The 18193-nt window shown below is 47.9% G+C and carries 15 protein-coding genes and 2 riboswitches; of the genes, 3 read left to right on the forward strand and 12 right to left on the reverse strand.

The window, feature by feature from the left end; all coding sequences use genetic code 11:
* Positions 1–9: 9 nt before the first annotated feature.
* Positions 10–267, forward strand: coding sequence for a DUF4177 domain-containing protein (locus tag DWZ16_RS05835; protein ID WP_022360320.1), 258 nt, complete (start codon positions 10–12; stop codon positions 265–267).
* 58 nt (positions 268–325) lie between these two features.
* On the opposite strand, the gene DWZ16_RS05840 is transcribed toward DWZ16_RS05835, so the two are convergent.
* From DWZ16_RS05840 to DWZ16_RS05895, 12 genes are all read right to left on the reverse strand, one after another.
* A complete protein-coding gene (locus tag DWZ16_RS05840) occupies positions 326–2584 on the reverse strand; it encodes an ATP-binding cassette domain-containing protein (protein WP_118522447.1) in 2259 nt (752 codons plus the stop codon).
* Between the two features lie 146 nt (positions 2585–2730).
* Entirely contained in the window at positions 2731–3324 is a 594-nt protein-coding gene (locus DWZ16_RS05845) for a TetR/AcrR family transcriptional regulator (protein ID WP_107001407.1), read from the reverse strand.
* A 204-nt stretch (positions 3325–3528) separates the two neighbouring features.
* Positions 3529–4284, reverse strand: coding sequence for a HesA/MoeB/ThiF family protein (locus tag DWZ16_RS05850; RefSeq protein WP_182427301.1), 756 nt, complete (start codon positions 4282–4284; stop codon positions 3529–3531).
* A gap of 20 nt (positions 4285–4304) precedes the next feature.
* The gene (thiS, locus tag DWZ16_RS05855; protein ID WP_022360324.1) at positions 4305–4502 is read right to left on the reverse strand and encodes a sulfur carrier protein ThiS; all 198 of its coding nucleotides are present in this window, start codon (positions 4500–4502) and stop codon (positions 4305–4307) included.
* 39 nt (positions 4503–4541) lie between these two features.
* Positions 4542–6752 (reverse strand): aldehyde ferredoxin oxidoreductase family protein, encoded by a 2211-nt coding sequence (locus tag DWZ16_RS05860; protein ID WP_207663868.1) that lies wholly within the window; start codon positions 6750–6752, stop codon positions 4542–4544.
* Positions 6753–6767: 15 nt separating this feature from the next.
* Entirely contained in the window at positions 6768–7154 is a 387-nt protein-coding gene (locus DWZ16_RS05865) for a 4Fe-4S binding protein (RefSeq protein WP_022360326.1), read from the reverse strand.
* Positions 7154–7606, reverse strand: a complete 453-nt coding sequence (locus DWZ16_RS05870; RefSeq protein ID WP_118468388.1) for an MOSC domain-containing protein — start codon at positions 7604–7606, stop codon at positions 7154–7156. Before DWZ16_RS05870 ends, DWZ16_RS05865 begins: the two co-directional genes overlap by 1 nt.
* Before the next feature lie 13 nt (positions 7607–7619).
* Complete coding sequence (locus DWZ16_RS05875) at positions 7620–9527, reverse strand: molybdopterin biosynthesis protein (RefSeq protein WP_117796064.1); 1908 nt, start codon at positions 9525–9527, stop codon at positions 7620–7622.
* A gap of 74 nt (positions 9528–9601) precedes the next feature.
* Positions 9602–10831 carry a gephyrin-like molybdotransferase Glp gene (glp, locus tag DWZ16_RS05880; RefSeq protein WP_118522449.1) on the reverse strand — a complete coding sequence of 410 codons (1230 nt, stop codon included), beginning with the start codon at positions 10829–10831 and terminating at the stop codon, positions 9602–9604.
* Positions 10832–11081: 250 nt separating this feature from the next.
* A riboswitch (molybdenum cofactor riboswitch) is annotated at positions 11082–11222 on the reverse strand.
* 142 nt (positions 11223–11364) lie between these two features.
* Positions 11365–12075 carry an ATP-binding cassette domain-containing protein gene (locus DWZ16_RS05885; protein WP_118522450.1) on the reverse strand — a complete coding sequence of 237 codons (711 nt, stop codon included), beginning with the start codon at positions 12073–12075 and terminating at the stop codon, positions 11365–11367.
* Complete coding sequence (locus DWZ16_RS05890) at positions 12062–12745, reverse strand: ABC transporter permease (protein ID WP_022360331.1); 684 nt, start codon at positions 12743–12745, stop codon at positions 12062–12064. The genes DWZ16_RS05885 and DWZ16_RS05890 overlap by 14 nt, the downstream gene beginning before the upstream one ends.
* A gap of 209 nt (positions 12746–12954) precedes the next feature.
* Positions 12955–13875, reverse strand: a complete 921-nt coding sequence (locus DWZ16_RS05895; RefSeq protein WP_022360332.1) for a substrate-binding domain-containing protein — start codon at positions 13873–13875, stop codon at positions 12955–12957.
* A 127-nt stretch (positions 13876–14002) separates the two neighbouring features.
* Positions 14003–14124: riboswitch (molybdenum cofactor riboswitch) on the reverse strand.
* A gap of 585 nt (positions 14125–14709) precedes the next feature.
* On the opposite strand from DWZ16_RS05895, the gene DWZ16_RS05900 reads away from it, so the two are divergent.
* Both DWZ16_RS05900 and hypD read left to right on the forward strand, forming a co-directional pair.
* Positions 14710–15630 carry a trans-4-hydroxy-L-proline dehydratase activase gene (locus tag DWZ16_RS05900; RefSeq protein ID WP_118522451.1) on the forward strand — a complete coding sequence of 307 codons (921 nt, stop codon included), beginning with the start codon at positions 14710–14712 and terminating at the stop codon, positions 15628–15630.
* 17 nt (positions 15631–15647) lie between these two features.
* The gene (gene hypD, locus DWZ16_RS05905) at positions 15648–18083 is read left to right on the forward strand and encodes a trans-4-hydroxy-L-proline dehydratase (RefSeq protein WP_243021939.1); all 2436 of its coding nucleotides are present in this window, start codon (positions 15648–15650) and stop codon (positions 18081–18083) included.
* Positions 18084–18193: the final 110 nt, after the last annotated feature.

The following is an 18193-nucleotide window of genomic DNA, read 5'->3' on the forward strand; positions in this document are numbered from 1 at the left end:
AGTAGCATTATGGCATGGGATGATGTTGCAGGAAAAGCTGCAGGAAATAATGGGGACAAATATGTTGTTTTACAGGTTGTTTTAACAGAAAAACTACTTGGCACTGGTTCAGGCACAGCAAGTCTTACTAATCTGCAATCAGAAATTAATAAACAAGCGGCCAAAGGATACCGGCTTCACACGATCTCAACAACATCTTCTGGCTCTAAGGGTTTTCTTGGCGGCGATAAAATTCAAGCTACCATGGTATTTGAACGAATTGATTAAGTGTTGTTAAAAATATCCCGAATGCACTTTCCGATGCATTCGGGATATTTTTCTTTATTTATAAGCTCTCCCGCAGATACTCCCGCGTCACACTCCGCTCCGCTTCCAGCATCTCCTTCGGTGTCCCGGCAAAGAGCAGGTCGCCGCCTGCGAGTCCGCCGCCCGGTCCGAGCTCCACGATATAGTCGGCGTCCTTCATCACATCCAGGCTGTGCTCGATGATAAACAGCGTATTGCCCTGATCGGTCATCCGGTTGAAAAGCTTCATCAGACGGCGGATATCGTCGAGATGCAGCCCGTCGGTCGGCTCATCCAGAATGAATATCTGTCCCCGCTCATCCAGCTTGCTCGCCAGCTTCACACGCTGCAGCTCGCCGCCGGAAAGCGTCGTCATCGACTGATTCAGGTGCAGGTAACCGAGTCCGACCTGTACCAGCGTATCGAGTTTCTTCACAAAATCCTCAGCCTCAAAGAACTGGATCGCCTGACGGACGGTCATATCCATGACTTCCGCAATATTTTTTCCCTTGTACTGATAGTGCAGCACTTCCTCCGAATACCGCGTTCCGTGGCAGACCTCGCAAACCGTCTCAATCGAGTCCATATATGCCATATCCGATATAATCACACCTTTACCCTGACACGCCGGGCAGGCGCCCTTGGAATTGAAACTGAAATATGCCTGTGCGACATGGTTCGCTTTCGCAAAAAGCGCCCGGATCGCATCCGCGATATCCAGATACGTCGCCGGGGTTGAACGCAAATTGATACCGATATCCTTCTGCCGGATCGAGATCACCTCGCCTGGATACTGGCTCGTAAAATATTCCATCAGGGAGCTTTTTCCCGAACCAGCCACACCGGCGATGACCGTCATCACGCCAAGCGGCAGCTTTATGCTCAGATCTTTTAAGTTATGAAGCTTCGCGTGCTCGACCTGATACCATCCGGTCGGCTTGCGGTACTCCATCTTCATCGGCGTTTTCGTCCGCAGCATCCGCCCGGTCACAGTGTCCGCTTTCAAAAGGTTCTCGTAGCTTCCCTGATACATGATCTGTCCACCGTTTATGCCCGCTTCCGGTCCCATATCCACAATGTGATCCGCCAGCGCAATGACTTCCCGGTGGTGTTCCACAATCATCACGGTATTTCCGTGCTCTTTCAGCTTGATCAGCGAATTTTTAAGATTCTGGATATCGCGCGAATGCAGTCCGACGCTTGGCTCATCAAGCACATACATCATATCGGTAAGCGGAGAATTGATGTAACGCGCGATCTTGATACGCTGCGCCTCGCCGCCGGAGAGAGTGTCTGTTCCACGGCTTAAAGAAAGATAGCTGAGTCCGATCTCAATCAGCGCATTCATCCGCTTCAGGATCTCGGTCTTGATATCGCGCGCCAGCGGATCATCGATCTGGCGGATAAACTCTGCCGCCTCCGGGATCGGCATATCCGAAACCTCGCAGATATTTTTTCCGTTAATCAGGCAGCTCCGGATCTTCGCATTCAGCCTCGCCCCGTGGCACTCCGGACACGTAAAGGTGCTGACAATGCGATCCAGCTCTTTCTTATGAAGCTGTCCTTCCTTAGATGTAATGATACTGCGGTACATACGCGGATAAATGCCCTCATACTTCGCGGATTTCGGCCAGTTTGCCGGCGGGTTTTTCAGGCGGATCTGCGGCGAATAGAGAAATAAATCCATCTCCTCCTTCGAATAATCCTTGATCTTCTTGTCCAAATCAAACAGACCGCTGTACGCGTACCGCTTCCACCGCCATGCACCGGTCGTGAACGCCGGCCACTGGATAACGCCCTCATCGTTTAGGCATTTATCAAAATCCACCAGCTTGTGGATGTCCAGCTCCGTCACAACACCCAGGCCCTCACAGCGCTCACACTTGCCGCTCGGATGGTTGAAGGAAAAGCTGTCCGAATAGCCGACAAACGGTTTGCCCACACGTGAGAAGAGCAGGCGCAGCAGCGCATATATATCGGTGTATGTGCCGACCGTTGAGCGGGAGTTTGCCACCGGCTTTTTCTGATCGATCACGATCGTGACCGGAAGATTCTCCATGCGCTCAACCTCCGGACGACCATATTTCGGCAGAAACTGCTGGACAAAACTTGGAAATGTCACATTCAGCTCCCGCCGCGACTCTGCCGCAATCGTATCAAGGCAGAGCGATGATTTGCCCGAACCGGACACACCGGTAAAAACCGTGATTTTCTTTTTCGGAATTTTCAACGACACATGTTTCAAGTTGTTTTCCGTTGCATTCACAATGCTTATGTACTCCTGATTTTCTCGTTCCATCTGGCATTTTTCCTTTCTTAAGCTGCATTTTCCCGTCCCAGGTTCCTTTATTTTAAAGGTACTCAATGCTATCCTGATCTGTACGCGGCTATCACGCACAAAAGCAGACAGAAAATACCCCTAAGAAGCATTTTCCGTCTGCTTTTTTATTTGACTTCCTGCTTTACACGCACTCCGCCGAACAGCAAAGGCATTGTCTTTCTTGTATACTCTCCAAGCGCATAGCCACCGTCTGAAATGCAGTAATCATAGATGATTGCCCTCTCGCAGAGTGCATACATATGTGCAATCTCGTAATATGGCATACTGCGGGTAATCTGCCCCCGGCGCTGCCCCTCATCGACCAGCTGATTTACCATCTTATAGTAAAAACGGTTCTGGTTTAAAAGATGCTTATCCCCCTTTGTCACCACCTGTGAGGAATAGAGTGACGCCAGAAGCCCTACCGGGATATCCGACTCTATCAGATCATGTACACTGAAGCAGAGCGTCATAAGCTTGTCAAAGCTGTCCATCTCCGGATCCAGCGCCTGCATTACCTCTTCATACTTTGCATCAAAGATCTCTGGGAGAGATGCCAGAAGCTCATCCTTTCCACTATAATAATGATAGAAGCTTCCCTTTGATGTTCCAGACTGCAGGATAATCTCATCGATCGTCGTCTCCTCATATCCCTTCTCATGAAACAATTTCCATGCAACACGGGCAATTTTTGCTTTTGTGTTATTACCCTTCGCCATTTGCCTTTTACCTCTTAACTTCTCAATAATCGTAATTTCAGGGAAACATTCCTGGTCATCTAATTTACCTTTTTGTTTACCTGAATCCAGCCGAAAGCAGAGTGGATAATCTTCCTCATCTGCTTTCGACAATTTAATTTATTTTATCATTCTTTTCCTGTGAAGTAAAGAGATTGTTCATAGTGTCTATTTTTAATACCATTTTCACGTCCGGTGAAGTTCAGTATGTGCATGGCAGCTGCACTGGGGATGCACCGGAACTTCTATCAGATCCGTGGACCACGTTTTGGCATCAATGAACAGCATTTTTCCAATCAGCGCCTCTCCCTTTCCCAAAAGAAGCTTCAATACTTCTGCCGCCTGCATACACCCGATCATGCCGGGAATCACGCCAAGCACACCATAAGCAGCCGAATTCGGGTTTCCGGATGGATCCTCTGCCTCCGGACAGAGACAACGCAGACATGGTCCGTTCGATGCGAACACGGTAACCTGTCCCGCAAATTCACAGATAGCTCCATATACATCCGGCTTTCCCAGCTTCATGCATGTGTCACTCAGCAGATAGCGGGTTGGAAAATTATCCGAAGCATCCACAATCACATCAAACTTTGCAAGAATTTCTTCTGCATTTTCAGCTGTAATCCCCTCTGGGTATAATTCTACCTGCACCGAATGGTTCCGGCTCTGAAGCTGCTCCGCCGCCAGTTCTGCTTTTGCTTTTCCAATGTCCTGTTCCCTGTAAAGGATTTGCCGCTGCAGATTGCTGACATCCACCCGGTCAAAATCAGCAATCCCGATCGTACCGACTCCTGCTGCTGCCAGATAGAGGCTGACGGGAGATCCAAGTCCCCCCGCCCCTACTACCAGCACCCGGCTTTCCGCCAGCTTTTTCTGTCCTTCTTCTCCTACCTCCGGCAGGAGAATATTTCTTTTATAGCGTTCTTTGTCTATCTCCAAACCAGCGTCTCCTTTCTGAATCAACCGCCCCCCAGTAAATGATAAATCTTCAAATCATCTGCTTCTTCAAGTGTTACTTTATCATAGTCTTCTGGCCAGACCAGCTGTCCATTTACCTTCACGACCAGCTTGGGCCAGGTAAATTTCATGTGTTCCATCACACCCCTGATTGTCAGTCCTTCATGCCAGTCCGGATATGGACGGTTATTCAGTACCATTATATCCACTTCCCTTCTGCAACGTATTAATGAATAGTCTTACTGAAGCGGCTCAACTACTTCCAAAAGCTCCGGAAGATCCATGCCAAGCTCTTTCAGGTGTGCAATTGTCGGAACGCCGTTTAAATTCCAGCCGCGCTTCGGATATACCGCATCAATCAGCTTCTCATATTCCCCTTCTCTGTACTTTCTGGTCGCATCCATCTTTTCCTTTAAGGACATTTTTTCGACTTCTTCTTTTGTAAAACCAACCAGCTCTACCAGCTGACCATCGTAGCGCTCCTGGCGGGACAGATACTCTTCTTCCGTAACCGGTCCCTGGGAGCGGTATGGAATCGCGTCGTTCGCACGCAGTCCCTTGCCCAGACGGATGTTGAAAATACGCTGGAAATTGTAGACACGCTCAGACATTTTAATCATATCATCCCTATCAATCTTGGTTCCAGTGACACCATAATAAAGATCCAGATAGTTATCTACGTGCTCCGGTACCTTCGCCGGTTCATCGGTCATGCTGTTGTCAGCCGGTACAATATCATTCCACGGCAGCTTACAAAGTCCCAGAAGACCAAACCAGGTTCTAAACATCGGATAGTAATACAGCGCTTCCGCCTTATCCTCAAAGGTAGGGATCTGGTTATTTACCTGATCCATGAAAATCAGCCATGCCTCATCATGCTGCGGTCCCTTATTGGTCAGACCATAGCCGCCCTGCTGCGCCAGGGATTCTTTGGAAGCATACTCTGAATATTCAAGTCCCTTCTGTTCCATCGCAATATCATTCATGAAATCCATATCGCCCCAGCCCTGCGCTGCAAAATACTCTTTCTGCTTGTGGCTTCCAAGTGCCGCAATCTTGCCAAAGCCTTCGTTTCGCGCCATCTGGTGCAGCAGCTCCAGCTCCGCCTCTGCATTGCCCCATACAAGCTCCAGACCGCCGGTTCTCTCCTTATTCAGGATACCATTTTCATAGCATTCCATCAGGAAGGCAGTCATGGTGCCAAAGGAAATCGTATCAATGCCATATGTATCACAGTAGAAATTTACTTCCAGAATTACCTGCGGATCGGTTACGCCGCAGTTCGGACCAACACCGGCTGCTGTCTCATACTCCGGACCATCCACACATACTTTATGTCCCTTATACGGACCTGTCTTTAATTCAAACTGATCGGCTGTTTTAGCACACGCCATCGAACATCCATACCAGCATCCGTCCGCTCCGCCCTGGGTCAGCCATTTATTTCTCCATACCTCCGGTGCCATCTCATCGATCTTATCCGTTCCGCCATATTTATAATTGCGTGTCGGCAGAATATCATAATCGCTCATGATACGCAGGGAGTATGCTGTTCCGGATTTACGCATTGAATTCTGTTTGTCATCCTGTGTCGCCACCTCACGATGGAATTTCAGGCCATCCCGGTTCAAGATACTGATATCATATACATGGTTCAGATTTGCTTTTACGCCTTTAAAATGGCATACCAGCGCTTTAATGTGCTTGTCCGCAAAGACACGTCCGATACCACCACGTCCAGCCTGTTTTAAGCGGACTACATTTCTTTTCGGATCATAGAATGTAAAATTCAACATAGAGAGGTTGCAATGATCCGCCGCTGAACCAGAACATACGACCGCCACGTTTTTGCGATCATTGTCATCCTCCGCATACATGGTTGTCAGCTCTTCTCCCAGTACATGTGCATCTTTATGCTCTAACGGTGCTTTTTCAATTGAAACGGTTCCCTTATTGCCATCGATGACAATAATCACGTCTTCCTCCGCTTTTCCAGTCAGCTCGATCACATCAAATCCGGAGAATTTTAAGAATGGGCCAAAATATCCGCCGACGTTTGAATCAATCGGGATATCTGTCATCGGTGAAATGCTGCATACCAGACATTTTCCGGTACCGCCGTACTGCGTGATTCCGGCAATCGGTCCTGCCGACATGGTAATGGCATTTTCCGGAGAGTTCCACTTTGTATCCGGATTCGTTGCATCCCACAGATAACGCAGGCAATAACCTTTGCCGCCGGTAAATTTTTCTTTGACCTCCTGAGGAATGTCGATCATATCGATGGTGTTATCTGTCACATTGATTCGAAGGCGCTTATCCGTATATCCATGATACAGCGGCTTTGGCTCATATGTAACCTGATTGAGAACCGTGTGGGCCTCTTTCATTTTTTTGATTTCTTCCATATCTGCGTCCGCATAACGCGGAAGATCACACATTTTAATCATGCCTTTCTCCTCCTTTTACTCTTCTACCAGACGGATCGCTCCGGTCGGACATGCTTTTACGCACAATCCGCACGCCGTACATTTGGACGGCTCCAGATAATCATCACACTGTACCATAACATTCTCCGGACAGAATCCAACGCACATCAGACAGCCGGCACATTCTTTCTTATTCAGCCGGTAAACGCCTCTCGCATCCTCCGTAATCACACCTGTATTGCATACTTCTGAACATTTTCCACACTGTGTGCACACAGCAATATGATGGCTTCCATCCTCCTTGTCGGTAATGCGGATGCAGGATTTCATTGGATCCGAAACCTTGTAAAATGCCTTCGAACAGGCTTCTTCGCACTGGTGGCATCCAATGCAGAGTGATTCATCTTTCTCTAATCGTCTCATCACAGTTCCTCCTTTTTGTTCAATTTCATTATTTCATCCGAAACAGATACATACCCGTCCCGAATCACTTCCAAAAATATGGCTCCTGCCGAAAGGCGGCAGAAAACTCCTTTTTCATGGTAAATACACTCTGGAAAACACTTTTTTCCATACCCGGAGACACGGAATACCGCCCCTCCCGCCGCCAGAAGATCCCCCGTATTTAACTGGGTGGTATCTATTCCCTCCGTTATCAGGTTTGCCTTGTAGCGACGGAAGCAGAGTCCCGGTTCTGTCTGCTTCTCCATCCAGTCCCGGGCTTCTCCCGCCAACAGCGAAGTCTGCCTTTCACCTCCCGCTGCATGCCGGTCACCCTCCATTCCGATCCCCCTTCGGAACCAGGCGCTCTCCACGGCTTCTCCCGGCTGTCCCCTCTGCCGGAACACATATAATTCACGCACAACTGCTCCCATCTAATCCCCTCTTTTATAAATATAAAATTTCTCCGGTTCTTGCCAGCCCATAACCACCGAGCTTCTCCACTCTCTCTGCAAACTCCCGGCTTTTCAAAACCGCCAGAAAATGCTGTACCGGTGGAAAATCCAGAAATCTGACTGGAATCGCAAAGTCATACTCTTCCCGTCCAATCTCAATAAAATCAAGTCCCATTGCCCTGGCTGCCGACTGGATTCCCATGCCCGCGTCTGCATCGCCGCCGGACACGGCAGCCGCCACTGCCATATGCGTTGCCGCCTCTCTGTCATATCCGTGAATCTCTTCCGGTGAAATACCGGCTTCCTTCAGCTTATAATCAAAAAGGACTCTTGTCCCCGCTCCTCTCTGTCGGTTGACATAATTCAAACCACGTAGATCTTCAATTTCATGGATTCCAAGCGGATTTCCTTTTTTTACGATAATTCCCTGAATTCGCTCAACCCCCTTGACAAGTGCCATTTTTTCACCCGCAAACAGTTTTTTCAGGATCGCAATATTATATTCTCCTGTCTCTTCATCCAGCAGGTGAGTCGGAGCCAGATGCGCCTCTCCCCGCTTTAATGCCATTAAACCGCCCATACTGCCTACATGCGTACTGGAAAGGTAATTACCCGGGTACATACACGGCAGCAAATCTGCCATCACATCCAGAATCAGATCATGGCTTCCAATTGCCACTGCCGTACTTCCAATTTCCTCCAGGGAACGGTATAGCTCTACGTCAACGGTATCTCCCGCCTCGACCCCCTCGCTATTCTGAGGAATCACACAGAATCCGTCTGCCCGCACCAGGCTCATTGCTGCTCCCGCCCCGCGCGCCAGTGGAGAAGCGACGAGCTTGTCACCCACTTCTCCCACCTTCACCCGCACATACTCTTTATGTTTCAGGGATGATACAAGGCGTTTGGATATGACAGCCCGCACCGTCGTGCCGCCTGTTTCTGTACGTCCTGCCAGTTTCTGCAGCACAGGAATCACAAAATTTTCAAAGTTGATATAGGCGGATACCGGATATCCCGGAAGTCCGATTACCGGTTTTCCATTGACAATCGCCAATATTACCGGTTTTCCCGGCTTGATTGCCACCCCGTGTACCAGAACCTCCCCCAATTCTCGAAGTACATGAACCGTAAAATCTTCAGTTCCTGCACTGGAGCCGGCATTGACAATCACCATGTCATAGTTTTCAACCGCCTCTGCCACCTTTGCTTTCAATGTTTCATATTCATCCGCAATCGGCGGAAAACGATGGGGCGCACCGCCATGTTCCGTTACCAGTGCCTCAAACACTCTCGAATTTGATTCGATGATGTCCCCATCCCTGGGTTCCTGTCCCGGCTCTATGATTTCGGTTCCCGTCGGAAAAATCGCTACCGACGGCTTTTTCAACACCTCAATCTCTGTAATTCCGCCAGACAGGAGAACACCTATATCAATCGGGCGTATCTCATGATAACCGGGCATCAGCATCTCACCCGCTACGATATCTTCTCCGATCGGGCGCACATGCTGCCATGATGCAGCTGCATCCGTAATCTGCACCGATCCGTCCTCCTGCTCCAGCAGATCCTCCGCCATGATAACTGCATCGCATGGTGCGTGAATCGGATCGCCCGTATCCACCACTGTAAAATCTGTACCTGGATATAGGGTAAGTGGTTTCCGCTCCGATGCTCCCTTTGTTTTCTCTGCCTCAACCGCGATTCCATCCATCGCCGCCGCATTGTAAAGCGGGGAACAATATTTCGCATAGACTGCCTCTTTTGTAATCCGGTGCAGGCTTTCCGTCACAGGAATCCATTCTGCCTTGGGGCTTAATAATTCCCCCAGTGCTTTCTGGTAAAGGGCTTTTGCCTCCTCCACCGGTGTATTATTCAGATATAAATTTCTCTTTCCCATCTCTGCCTCTATTCTGTTTCCACCAGGCTCTGCCGATCCTTTATCCTCCGCCGCCCTTCTGGAAGCAATTCATTTTAAAAGCGGTATACCTTCACCTGCTCACCCTTCTTCAGCCCCTCCTGATTCATATCAATCAGAACGTAGCCGTCTGCCTCTGCCATCGTCGAAATCAAACCTGATTTTCCAAATACCGGTTCTGCCTCCAGCCCCTGCGGAGCCATCTGAAGCTTTACCAGCAGGCAGGTTGTTTTTCCGGGTGCACCCGCCAGGTTCGTTGTCATAAAGGCTTCTAACGGAGGTTGATCCGGCTGACCGGTTACCTGCTTCCAGAGCCACACAAATAATAAGTGGAAAACGGCAAGCGCTGCTGCCGGATGCCCAGGAAGTCCTCCTAACAGCGTATGTTTCTCTTTATCATATCCCAGAATCGTCGGTTTTCCCGGTTTCAGTGCCAGCCCATGGGTAAATACTCCCTCCTTGGAGATGCGGTTTAATATCTCCATAGTCATATCTTTCTTTCCCTGGGAACTTCCTCCGGAGATCAGAATCAAATCACAGGCTTTGACCGCCTCCCTGATTTTCTCCTCTAAAAGCACTTCTTCATCCTTCACTGCCTCTGCCGAAACAAGCTCCAGACCTGTCTTCTTCACATAACATGACAGCGCCCATGTATTAATATCCCGCACCTGCCCCGGTCCAGGAACCTGATCGATCCTAACCAGTTCGTCGCCCGTCGATAGAACCGCCACCTTCCACGGTTTAAAAACCGGCACCTGCACCACGCCAAGCGCTGCCAACGTTCCCGCCTGCGCCGGGCCAATCCGGGTTCCCACTTTAAGGACTATATCCCCGGTTTTTACATCTTCTCCCGGAAGCACGATGCATTTTCCATACGGAACATTTTCATACAGGGCAACCTCATCTGTTCCGAACCGTTCACTGTATTCTACCATCACCATGGCATCTGCCCCTTCCGGAACCATGCCGCCGGTCGGTACATAGGCACAGGTACCCGGTTCAATCTTTGATACCGCCGGATGTCCTATCTCTACTTCTTCCAGCACCTTCAGAAAAACCGGGATACTTTCTGTTGCGCCCGCCGTGTCCTTTGAACAGACTGCATACCCATCTACACTGGAACGGCGGAATGCAGGAATCATTTCCTCAGAGACAATATCTTCTGCTAAAATGCAGCCAGATGCATCTGCAAGCGCAACCCGCTCCGTCTCTGGCAGGCACTCTTTTGCCGCTTCAAGCAGACGTTCCCGCGCCTGCGCCAGCGTATCAACTTTCAATAACTTCATAGTTCCTCCCTTGCGGCATGATTCTTCTTCGCGAAGGTATGCATCCACGCGAAGTGCTTTGGATTCATAGACCGCCTCTCCGAATGAAACAAAAAAAACGAATACAGAAAACCTTCCGCTCTCTGTATCCGTTCCTGATGATGCAGTCTGCCTCTTATGGCTTTCTGCTGATATGCACTTATCTACATCAGGCTTTGCTTGGGCTAGCGGAATTTACTGCTCTTTTCCAGAACTTCCGGGGCTTCATCCCGATCTTCCGAGAGCTATTCCTTTCCAATGCATCGTCTGATGCGGGGAGGCACCCGCGTTTCCCCGGATACCCATTGGCTTTTCTTCCATCCTGTCAATCGGTTCACAGCTTAGGCAGAAAAGCTCGAAATCAACTCTGTATAACTGCCGCTCTCGTGCGACAATTCTCTTTCTCATGATTTTCTACCAGAAATTATACCACATTTTCACAAACTGTGTCAATCATCCCAAGCAAAACTCTTTTCATTTTTTTCACATCCAGCGCAATTATCTCGCATTTTTATTCATATTTCTAAACTTTTTTCATTTTCACGATATGAAACCTCTGTATCTGCCAGATATCGGCGTATGGACGGGTGAGACGGGTGAAGAAGGATTTCTTCCGGTGTTCCAGACACCAGAACATTCCCCTGCTCCATAAAATGTACCTGGTCACAAATCTTGCGGACATGCACCAGCTGATGGCTGATTAGCAGCCATGTCATCTTATTTTTCGTCTGCTGCTCCCGCATCAGCTGTTCAAACAATTCTGTACTGTCAGGATCCAGGTTGGAAAGCGTTTCATCAACAATCACAAACGCAGGGTCAAATACCAGCGCCCTGATAAATGATAATTTCTGCTGTTCTCCGCTGCTCAGGGAACGAGCATACTGATTTTTTTTCTGCAAAAGCCCACATCGTTCCAGCCAGGCATCCATCTTCGCCTCATCTGGGCGGATTCCCCGTATTTTCAGCGGATAGATCAGGTTCTGATACACCGTATCATGCAAAAGATACGGTCTCTGTGTTGTCATCGTAATATCCCGGGGTGTCAGTCCCTCGTAATCAATCCTCCCACCATCCGGAACCAATATCCCCTGTATCAGCTTGGAAAGAGTTGTTTTTCCGCAGCCATTGGTTCCTATCAGACCATGGACCTTCCCGCTCTCCAGATACAGTTCCTCGATTTGAAGCGTAAACTGATCTATCTTCTTTTGCAGTTTAGAGATTTTCATCCGGTGTCTCCTCCTGTCTGAAATGTTCTGCCAATGTCTGTACCGCAAATGCCAGAAGCATCAGGATCACTCCCAAAAATACCCCTTCATAATAATCGCCTGCACCTTTCAGGGTTGAAATCGCAGTTGTCATTGTCCGGGTGCTGTTTTTTATATTTCCACCTACCAGAAAGACCGCCCCGACCTCACTGATGGAACGCCCATATCCAGACACAACCGCAAAATAAATTTCATTTTTCATTTCACGCAGCAGAAGCCGCGCGGTCTGATGCCGGTCAGCTCCCATCGTCCTGGCAAACGCCCGGATCGAAGGCGCCGTGCGGACCGCATATGAATATACCATTCCACAGACGATCGGAGTGATGATCAGAACCTGGGCTGCCACCATTCCTTTGATCGTAAATACCCATCGAAGCGCCCCAAACGGACCTTTTTTTCTCAAAAGCATATATGTGAGCAGTCCGATGACGACCGGAGGTGCTCCCATCAAGGTCCGGTTCACGCGGACTACCAGCTTTTTTCCTGGAAATTTCGTCTGCTCCAGCACAAGTCCCAGAAAAATTCCAAGCATGGACGCAATCAAGGTTGACCAGAAAGACATCACCAGCGTTACCCGGATAGAATCTATCACTCCGACCGTACCAAAAAATTTTGAAAACAGGTTTCCCATATTTTTTCTCCCAGCATATCCACTGAAACACCTTATGTTCTGCAGGCGTTCTCATTTTCTCAATTCTTAATGACAGAAAACCGGAAAAAGTGCATCCTCCCTTCTCCGGTTTCCTGTTTATACATTATAAATTCTGCAAGGTTCAACTGCCTGCTTTATTCGTTTAAATACGCTAATCCCTGCACTGCCGCATATCATCCGGCAGTATTCTATTTCTGCTCTGCATTCGGGAAGAATAACGGCTCGCCGTACTCCTTTACGCCGTATTCACCGATCAGCGTCTGGATTTCCGGAGAACAGATCCACTTGATAAACGTATTCGCTGCCTCGTTGTTGACATCCGGATATTTCTCCGGATTTACTGCGATAACGCCGTACTGGTTTAAAAGTTCCTTGCTGCCTTCACATACAATATCCATATCCGGGAAATCTGCCTTCTTGGCAAGCCAGGTACCACGGTCAGACAGGCAGTAGCCGCCTTTTTCATCTGCCATCGCCAGTGTATCAGCCATTCCAGCGCCTGCCGATACATAGTTTGGATTGCTCTCATAATCTGTAATTCCCAGCTTCTCCCAGATTCCGGTCTCCTTGTTATGGGTACCAGAGTTGTCTCCACGGGACACAAATGTCAGCTGCTCGTCCATGATCTGTTTAAATGCAGCGTTGATATCATCCGTCTTTGCAATCGGACCATCCTTCGGTCCTACGATCACGAAATCATTATACATAACCTGGAAGCGCTCTACACCGTAGCCGCTCTCCACGAATTCTTCTTCTTTTGCTTTGGAATGAACCAGTATCACATCGACTTCACCATCTTTTGCTTTCTGAATCGCATCACCGGTTCCTACTGCCGTCCACTGTAAGTCAATACCTGTATCCTCTAAAAAGATTGGCTTTAAGTAATCCAGAAGACCCGTATTATCGGTACTGGTCGTCGTTGCCATCAGAAGCGTCTCTCCGGATGCTTCCTTGGTCTCCTCTGCACTGCTTTCCTCAGCAGCCTCTGCGGTTGTCTCTGCGGCGCTTTCCGCCTCCGTCGTCTCTTTTGCACTTCCAGAGCAGGCTGTCATAGACAATGCTGTCATAGCCGCCATTGCTAATGCAATGATTCTGTTTGTCTTCTTCATAAAATTGTTCTTCTCCCTTCTTTTGTTTAAGAATACTCTGAAAAACATTTCATCGGAACGAGACTCTGGCAGAGGATGCGCCGCCTTTTACCAGCTGCCTTTCTTCCTGATAAGCAGCAGGTCCTACTTCTCTTTCCAATGCATTTCTTTCCAAATGCGGGAGGCATCCGGGTTTCCCCTGATACCCATTGGCTGTGAACCCTGACAATATACTGTGTTAGGTTTTTCAGCTCGAAATATAGTTTTCCTGGCTTCTGCTGTCCGGGTTTTTCTAATACTTCCCGAAACATCCTTATACATTTTTACTATACCATGTCAAAATTCTTCTTGTCAACCGGGCAACTTTCACATGAGCGAAATTTTTTCATTTTTTCAAGCTTCTTATTTATTTTGTCTTTTGTTTTCTACTGCTCTTTTCTACTGTTATTCTGGATTTTTAGTCTTTTTTCACTTCTATCTTGATTTTCCCTTTTCATATTTGTGCGATGCTCTTTTAACTGTGCTTAATTTTTTGTTTTTGTTTTATATTTATGAATATTCAAATCATTTTATCTTTTCTACAATTTTCACTTTCTTTTCATGCATAATATCCTCACTTTTGCCGATTGTAAGCCCCCATTTTCTATGATATCTTATATGTTATATTAATTTTCTTTTATAGTCATTCCGCATTCCGCTTGTTTCAGCGTGATCGGATGATTATTTTTTAGATTCGTCTGTTAAAAATTAAATTAATACATTTTTTTCAATTTACTCTTGTATTCTTGAGTTGGTTGTAGTATTATAGACTCAGAACTAGAACACAGTCTAGTTTTTGCAAAGGAGGGGGAAAGGATGGCAGAAACTCCTTACATATTTAACATCCAGAAATTTTCAACGCACGACGGCGATGGTGTCCGCACCACGATTTTCTTCAAGGGATGTCCCTTACACTGTATGTGGTGCCACAACCCGGAGAGTCAGCATTATTATAAGGAACTGATTTTTCATCGGCACAAATGTACCGCCTGTGGTCGATGCGTTGCAAAATGTAAACAGGGAGCCAATTCCATCGTAGACGGCAAGATTGTATTTGACCGTTCCAAGTGTACCGCCTGCGGCGTCTGTACCGACTGGTGCATCACAGAGGCCCGGGAGTTAGCCGGTAAGGAATACACGGTAGATGCACTTGTCAAGGAAGCGATGAAGGACAAAATCTTCTATGAACAATCCGGCGGCGGTGTAACACTCTCCGGCGGTGAAGTTATGGCTTCCCAGCATATGGACTATGTGGAAGAGGTCTGTCGCAAGCTCCACGAGAACGGTGTCAGCGTTTTCATCGACACCAGCGGCTACACAGACTATGAGAATCTGAAGCGGATTCTTCCTTATGTAGATGTTTTTCTCTACGACATCAAAGTGATGGATCCGGAAGACCACAAGAAGTATATTGGCGTTGACAATTCACTGATTCTAGAGAACTTAAAGAAATTAAGTGATGAAGGCGCAGGTCTTTATATCCGGCTTCCGATTATCCAGCAGGTCAACGCAACCGATGAACACATTGAAAGTGTCATCCATTTCCTGAAAGAAAACAATATTCACGCACGTCAGGTAAACCTTTTACCTTATCATGACATCGGAAAGGGTAAATACGCCAGCCTCGACATGGAGTACCATGATGATGAGATGAGCGTACCGGTGTCCGAGCTTATGGAACACTTTAAGTCCATGTTCGAAGAACAGGGATTCAACAAAGTCAATATAGGAGGATGATTTAAATGGCAGAAAAAATGGATACTTCATTCGTAATCAACACACCAGAAGGTCTGTTAAAAGACAACGACCGCGGATGTACCGAAAGAATTAAAAGACTGAGAAGACTCAGCCATTCTACCCAGCCGCATCTGGATCTGGAAAGAGCCAAAATTGAAACCGATGTTTACAAAGAGTACGAAGGTTCCGTATCCGTACCGGTTTTAAGAGCTCTCGTTCTGAAAGAGTACTTCTCCAAGAAAACTCTTTACTTAGGCGATGATGAGCTGTTAGTTGGTGAGAAGGGTAAAGACCCTCAGTGTTCACCGACTTTCCCGGAGCTGTGCTGTCATACCATCGAAGATATGCACATTATGAATGATCGTAAACTGGTTAACTTCACCGTTACCGAAGACGATCTGAAGCTTCAGGAAGAAGAGATCATTCCGTACTGGAAGAACCGTGCAGTCAGAGAGCATCTCTTAAAAGCTATGACCCAGGAATGGAGAGACTGCTATGAGGTTGGTATGTTTACCGAGTTCATGGAGCAGCGTGGACCGGGTCATACAGCCGGCGGCAAGAACTTCTACATCAAGGGCTACGGCGACTACAAGAAAGAGATCGAGGAGGCTATCAAAGATCTTGACTACTTCAATGATCCGGAAGCTTATGACAAAGAGCAGGAACTTCGCGCTATGGATATCTGCTGCGATGCTATCATTATCTTAGGTAAGAGATATCACGATCTGGCTCTTGAGAAAGCTGCTGAGGAGAAGGATCCGGTCAGAAAAGCAGAGCTTGAGCAGATTGCAGCTAACTGTGCGGTTGTTCCGGAGCACAAACCTGAGACCTACTGGCAGGCACTTCAGATGTACTGGTTTACACACCTTGGTGTTACAACCGAGTTAAACCCGTGGGATGCATTTACACCGGGTCGTCTGGATCAGCATCTGATTCCGTTCTATGAGAAAGATACCGCTGCAGGTACTCTGGATGATACAAGAGCTCTTGAGCTTCTTGAGTGCCTCTGGGTTAAACTGTTCAACTCTCCGGCTCCGGTTAAGGTTGGCGTAACCTTAAAAGAGTCCGGTACATACGTAGACTTCGCAAACATCAACTCCGGCGGTGTGAAGGAAGATGGTACTGATGCAGTTAACGCTGTTTCTTACTTAATCCTTGACTGTATGGAAGATATGAGACAGAACCAGCCGAACTCCAACGTTCAGATTTCCAAGGTTACTCCGGATAAGTTCTTAAAGAGAGCTTGCGAGATCGCTCGTCAGGGCTGGGGCCAGCCGGCATTCTACAATACCGATGAGCTGATTCAGGAGCTGGTAAATCAGGGCAAATCTCTGGTAGATGCAAGAAACGCTGGATGCTCCGGATGTGTTGAGACAGGTGCTTGGGGAACCGAGGCTTACTGGCTGACCGGTTACTTAAACATCCCGAAGTGCTTACAGCTCGCTCTGTATGATGGCTACGATGTAATGTTCAAAAAACAGATCGGACCGCACACCGGCAAGGCAGAAGACTTTAAATCCTATGACGAACTGTGGAACGCATTCAAGACACAGCTTGAGTACATCATCGATGTTAAGATGCGCGGCAACCTGGTTATCGAGAGAATTTACGCAGAAATGATGCCGGCTCCGTTCCTTTCCATCTGTACCGATGACTGTATCAAGAAAGGTAAAGACTACAACGCTGGCGGTGCAAGATACAACACAAGCTATATCCAGGGTGTTGGTATCGGAACCATTTCCGATGCACTTTCCGCTATCAAGTTCAACGTATTTGACAATCAGAAGTTTACCATGAAAGAACTCATCGACGCTATGAACGACGACTTCAAGGGTCATGAGGATATCCTGAACCTGGTTAAGAATAAGACTCCGAAATACGGCAACGATGATGATTATGCAGATGACATCATGGTAAGCGTATTCAACGAGTACAAAGATTATATCACCGGCAGACCTACCACCAGAGGCGGTGTATATCATGTAGATATGCTTCCGACCACCTGCCACGTATACTTCGGTGATGTTATGATCGCAAGCCCGAACGGACGTCTGGCACATATCCCGCTGTCTGAGGGTATCTCTCCGGAGAAGGGTGCAGATATTAACGGACCGACCGCAGTTGTTAAATCCTGCTCCAAGATGAATCACTGTGAGACCGGTGGTACTCTGCTGAACCAGAAGTTTACTCCGGCTGCTATCGCAGGCGAGAAGGGTATTGACAACCTGGCTGCTCTGATTCGTTCCTACTTCGCTATGAACGGACATCATATGCAGTTCAACGTTATCGACCGCCAGACTCTGATTGAAGCTCAGAAGAACCCGGAGGAATACAAAGAACTGATCGTCCGCGTAGCCGGATACAGTGACTACTTCCGTAACCTGGATAAACCGCTTCAGAACGAGATCATTGAGAGAACCGAGCAGAGCTTTGGAGGCTGTGGCTGCTGTTAATTGCTCGCAACCGTTTGACAACTCTAAAAGTCTTCATTGCATCATATGAATGCCTTCTATGAAAATGATATAGCCCCAAAAGGGCAGAAAGCCCCGGCAGCGAAACTGCC

The organism is Clostridium sp. AF29-8BH, from assembly GCF_003478145.1.
Classification (GTDB): Bacteria; Bacillota; Clostridia; order Lachnospirales; family Lachnospiraceae; genus Otoolea; species Otoolea fessa.

Bases quoted from the DNA above. Each gene is read 5' to 3' on its own strand.
- DWZ16_RS05895 (WP_022360332.1), bottom strand. From the start codon at position 13,875: ATGAAGAAGACAAACAGAATCATTGCATTAGCAATGGCGGCTATGACA.
- DWZ16_RS05845 (WP_107001407.1), bottom strand. From the start codon at position 3,324: ATGGCGAAGGGTAATAACACAAAAGCAAAAATTGCCCGTGTTGCATGG.
- glp (WP_118522449.1), bottom strand. From the start codon at position 10,831: ATGAAGTTATTGAAAGTTGATACGCTGGCGCAGGCGCGGGAACGTCTG.
- DWZ16_RS05885 (WP_118522450.1), bottom strand. From the start codon at position 12,075: ATGAAAATCTCTAAACTGCAAAAGAAGATAGATCAGTTTACGCTTCAA.
- DWZ16_RS05865 (WP_022360326.1), bottom strand. From the start codon at position 7,154: ATGAGACGATTAGAGAAAGATGAATCACTCTGCATTGGATGCCACCAG.
- DWZ16_RS05875 (WP_117796064.1), bottom strand. From the start codon at position 9,527: ATGGGAAAGAGAAATTTATATCTGAATAATACACCGGTGGAGGAGGCA.
- DWZ16_RS05860 (WP_207663868.1), bottom strand. From the start codon at position 6,752: ATGATTAAAATGTGTGATCTTCCGCGTTATGCGGACGCAGATATGGAA.
- DWZ16_RS05840 (WP_118522447.1), bottom strand. From the start codon at position 2,584: ATGGAACGAGAAAATCAGGAGTACATAAGCATTGTGAATGCAACGGAA.
- DWZ16_RS05835 (WP_022360320.1), top strand. From the start codon at position 10: ATGGCATGGGATGATGTTGCAGGAAAAGCTGCAGGAAATAATGGGGAC.
- DWZ16_RS05890 (WP_022360331.1), bottom strand. From the start codon at position 12,745: ATGGGAAACCTGTTTTCAAAATTTTTTGGTACGGTCGGAGTGATAGAT.
- DWZ16_RS05870 (WP_118468388.1), bottom strand. From the start codon at position 7,606: ATGGGAGCAGTTGTGCGTGAATTATATGTGTTCCGGCAGAGGGGACAG.
- DWZ16_RS05900 (WP_118522451.1), top strand. From the start codon at position 14,710: ATGGCAGAAACTCCTTACATATTTAACATCCAGAAATTTTCAACGCAC.
- hypD (WP_243021939.1), top strand. From the start codon at position 15,648: ATGGATACTTCATTCGTAATCAACACACCAGAAGGTCTGTTAAAAGAC.
- thiS (WP_022360324.1), bottom strand. From the start codon at position 4,502: ATGGTACTGAATAACCGTCCATATCCGGACTGGCATGAAGGACTGACA.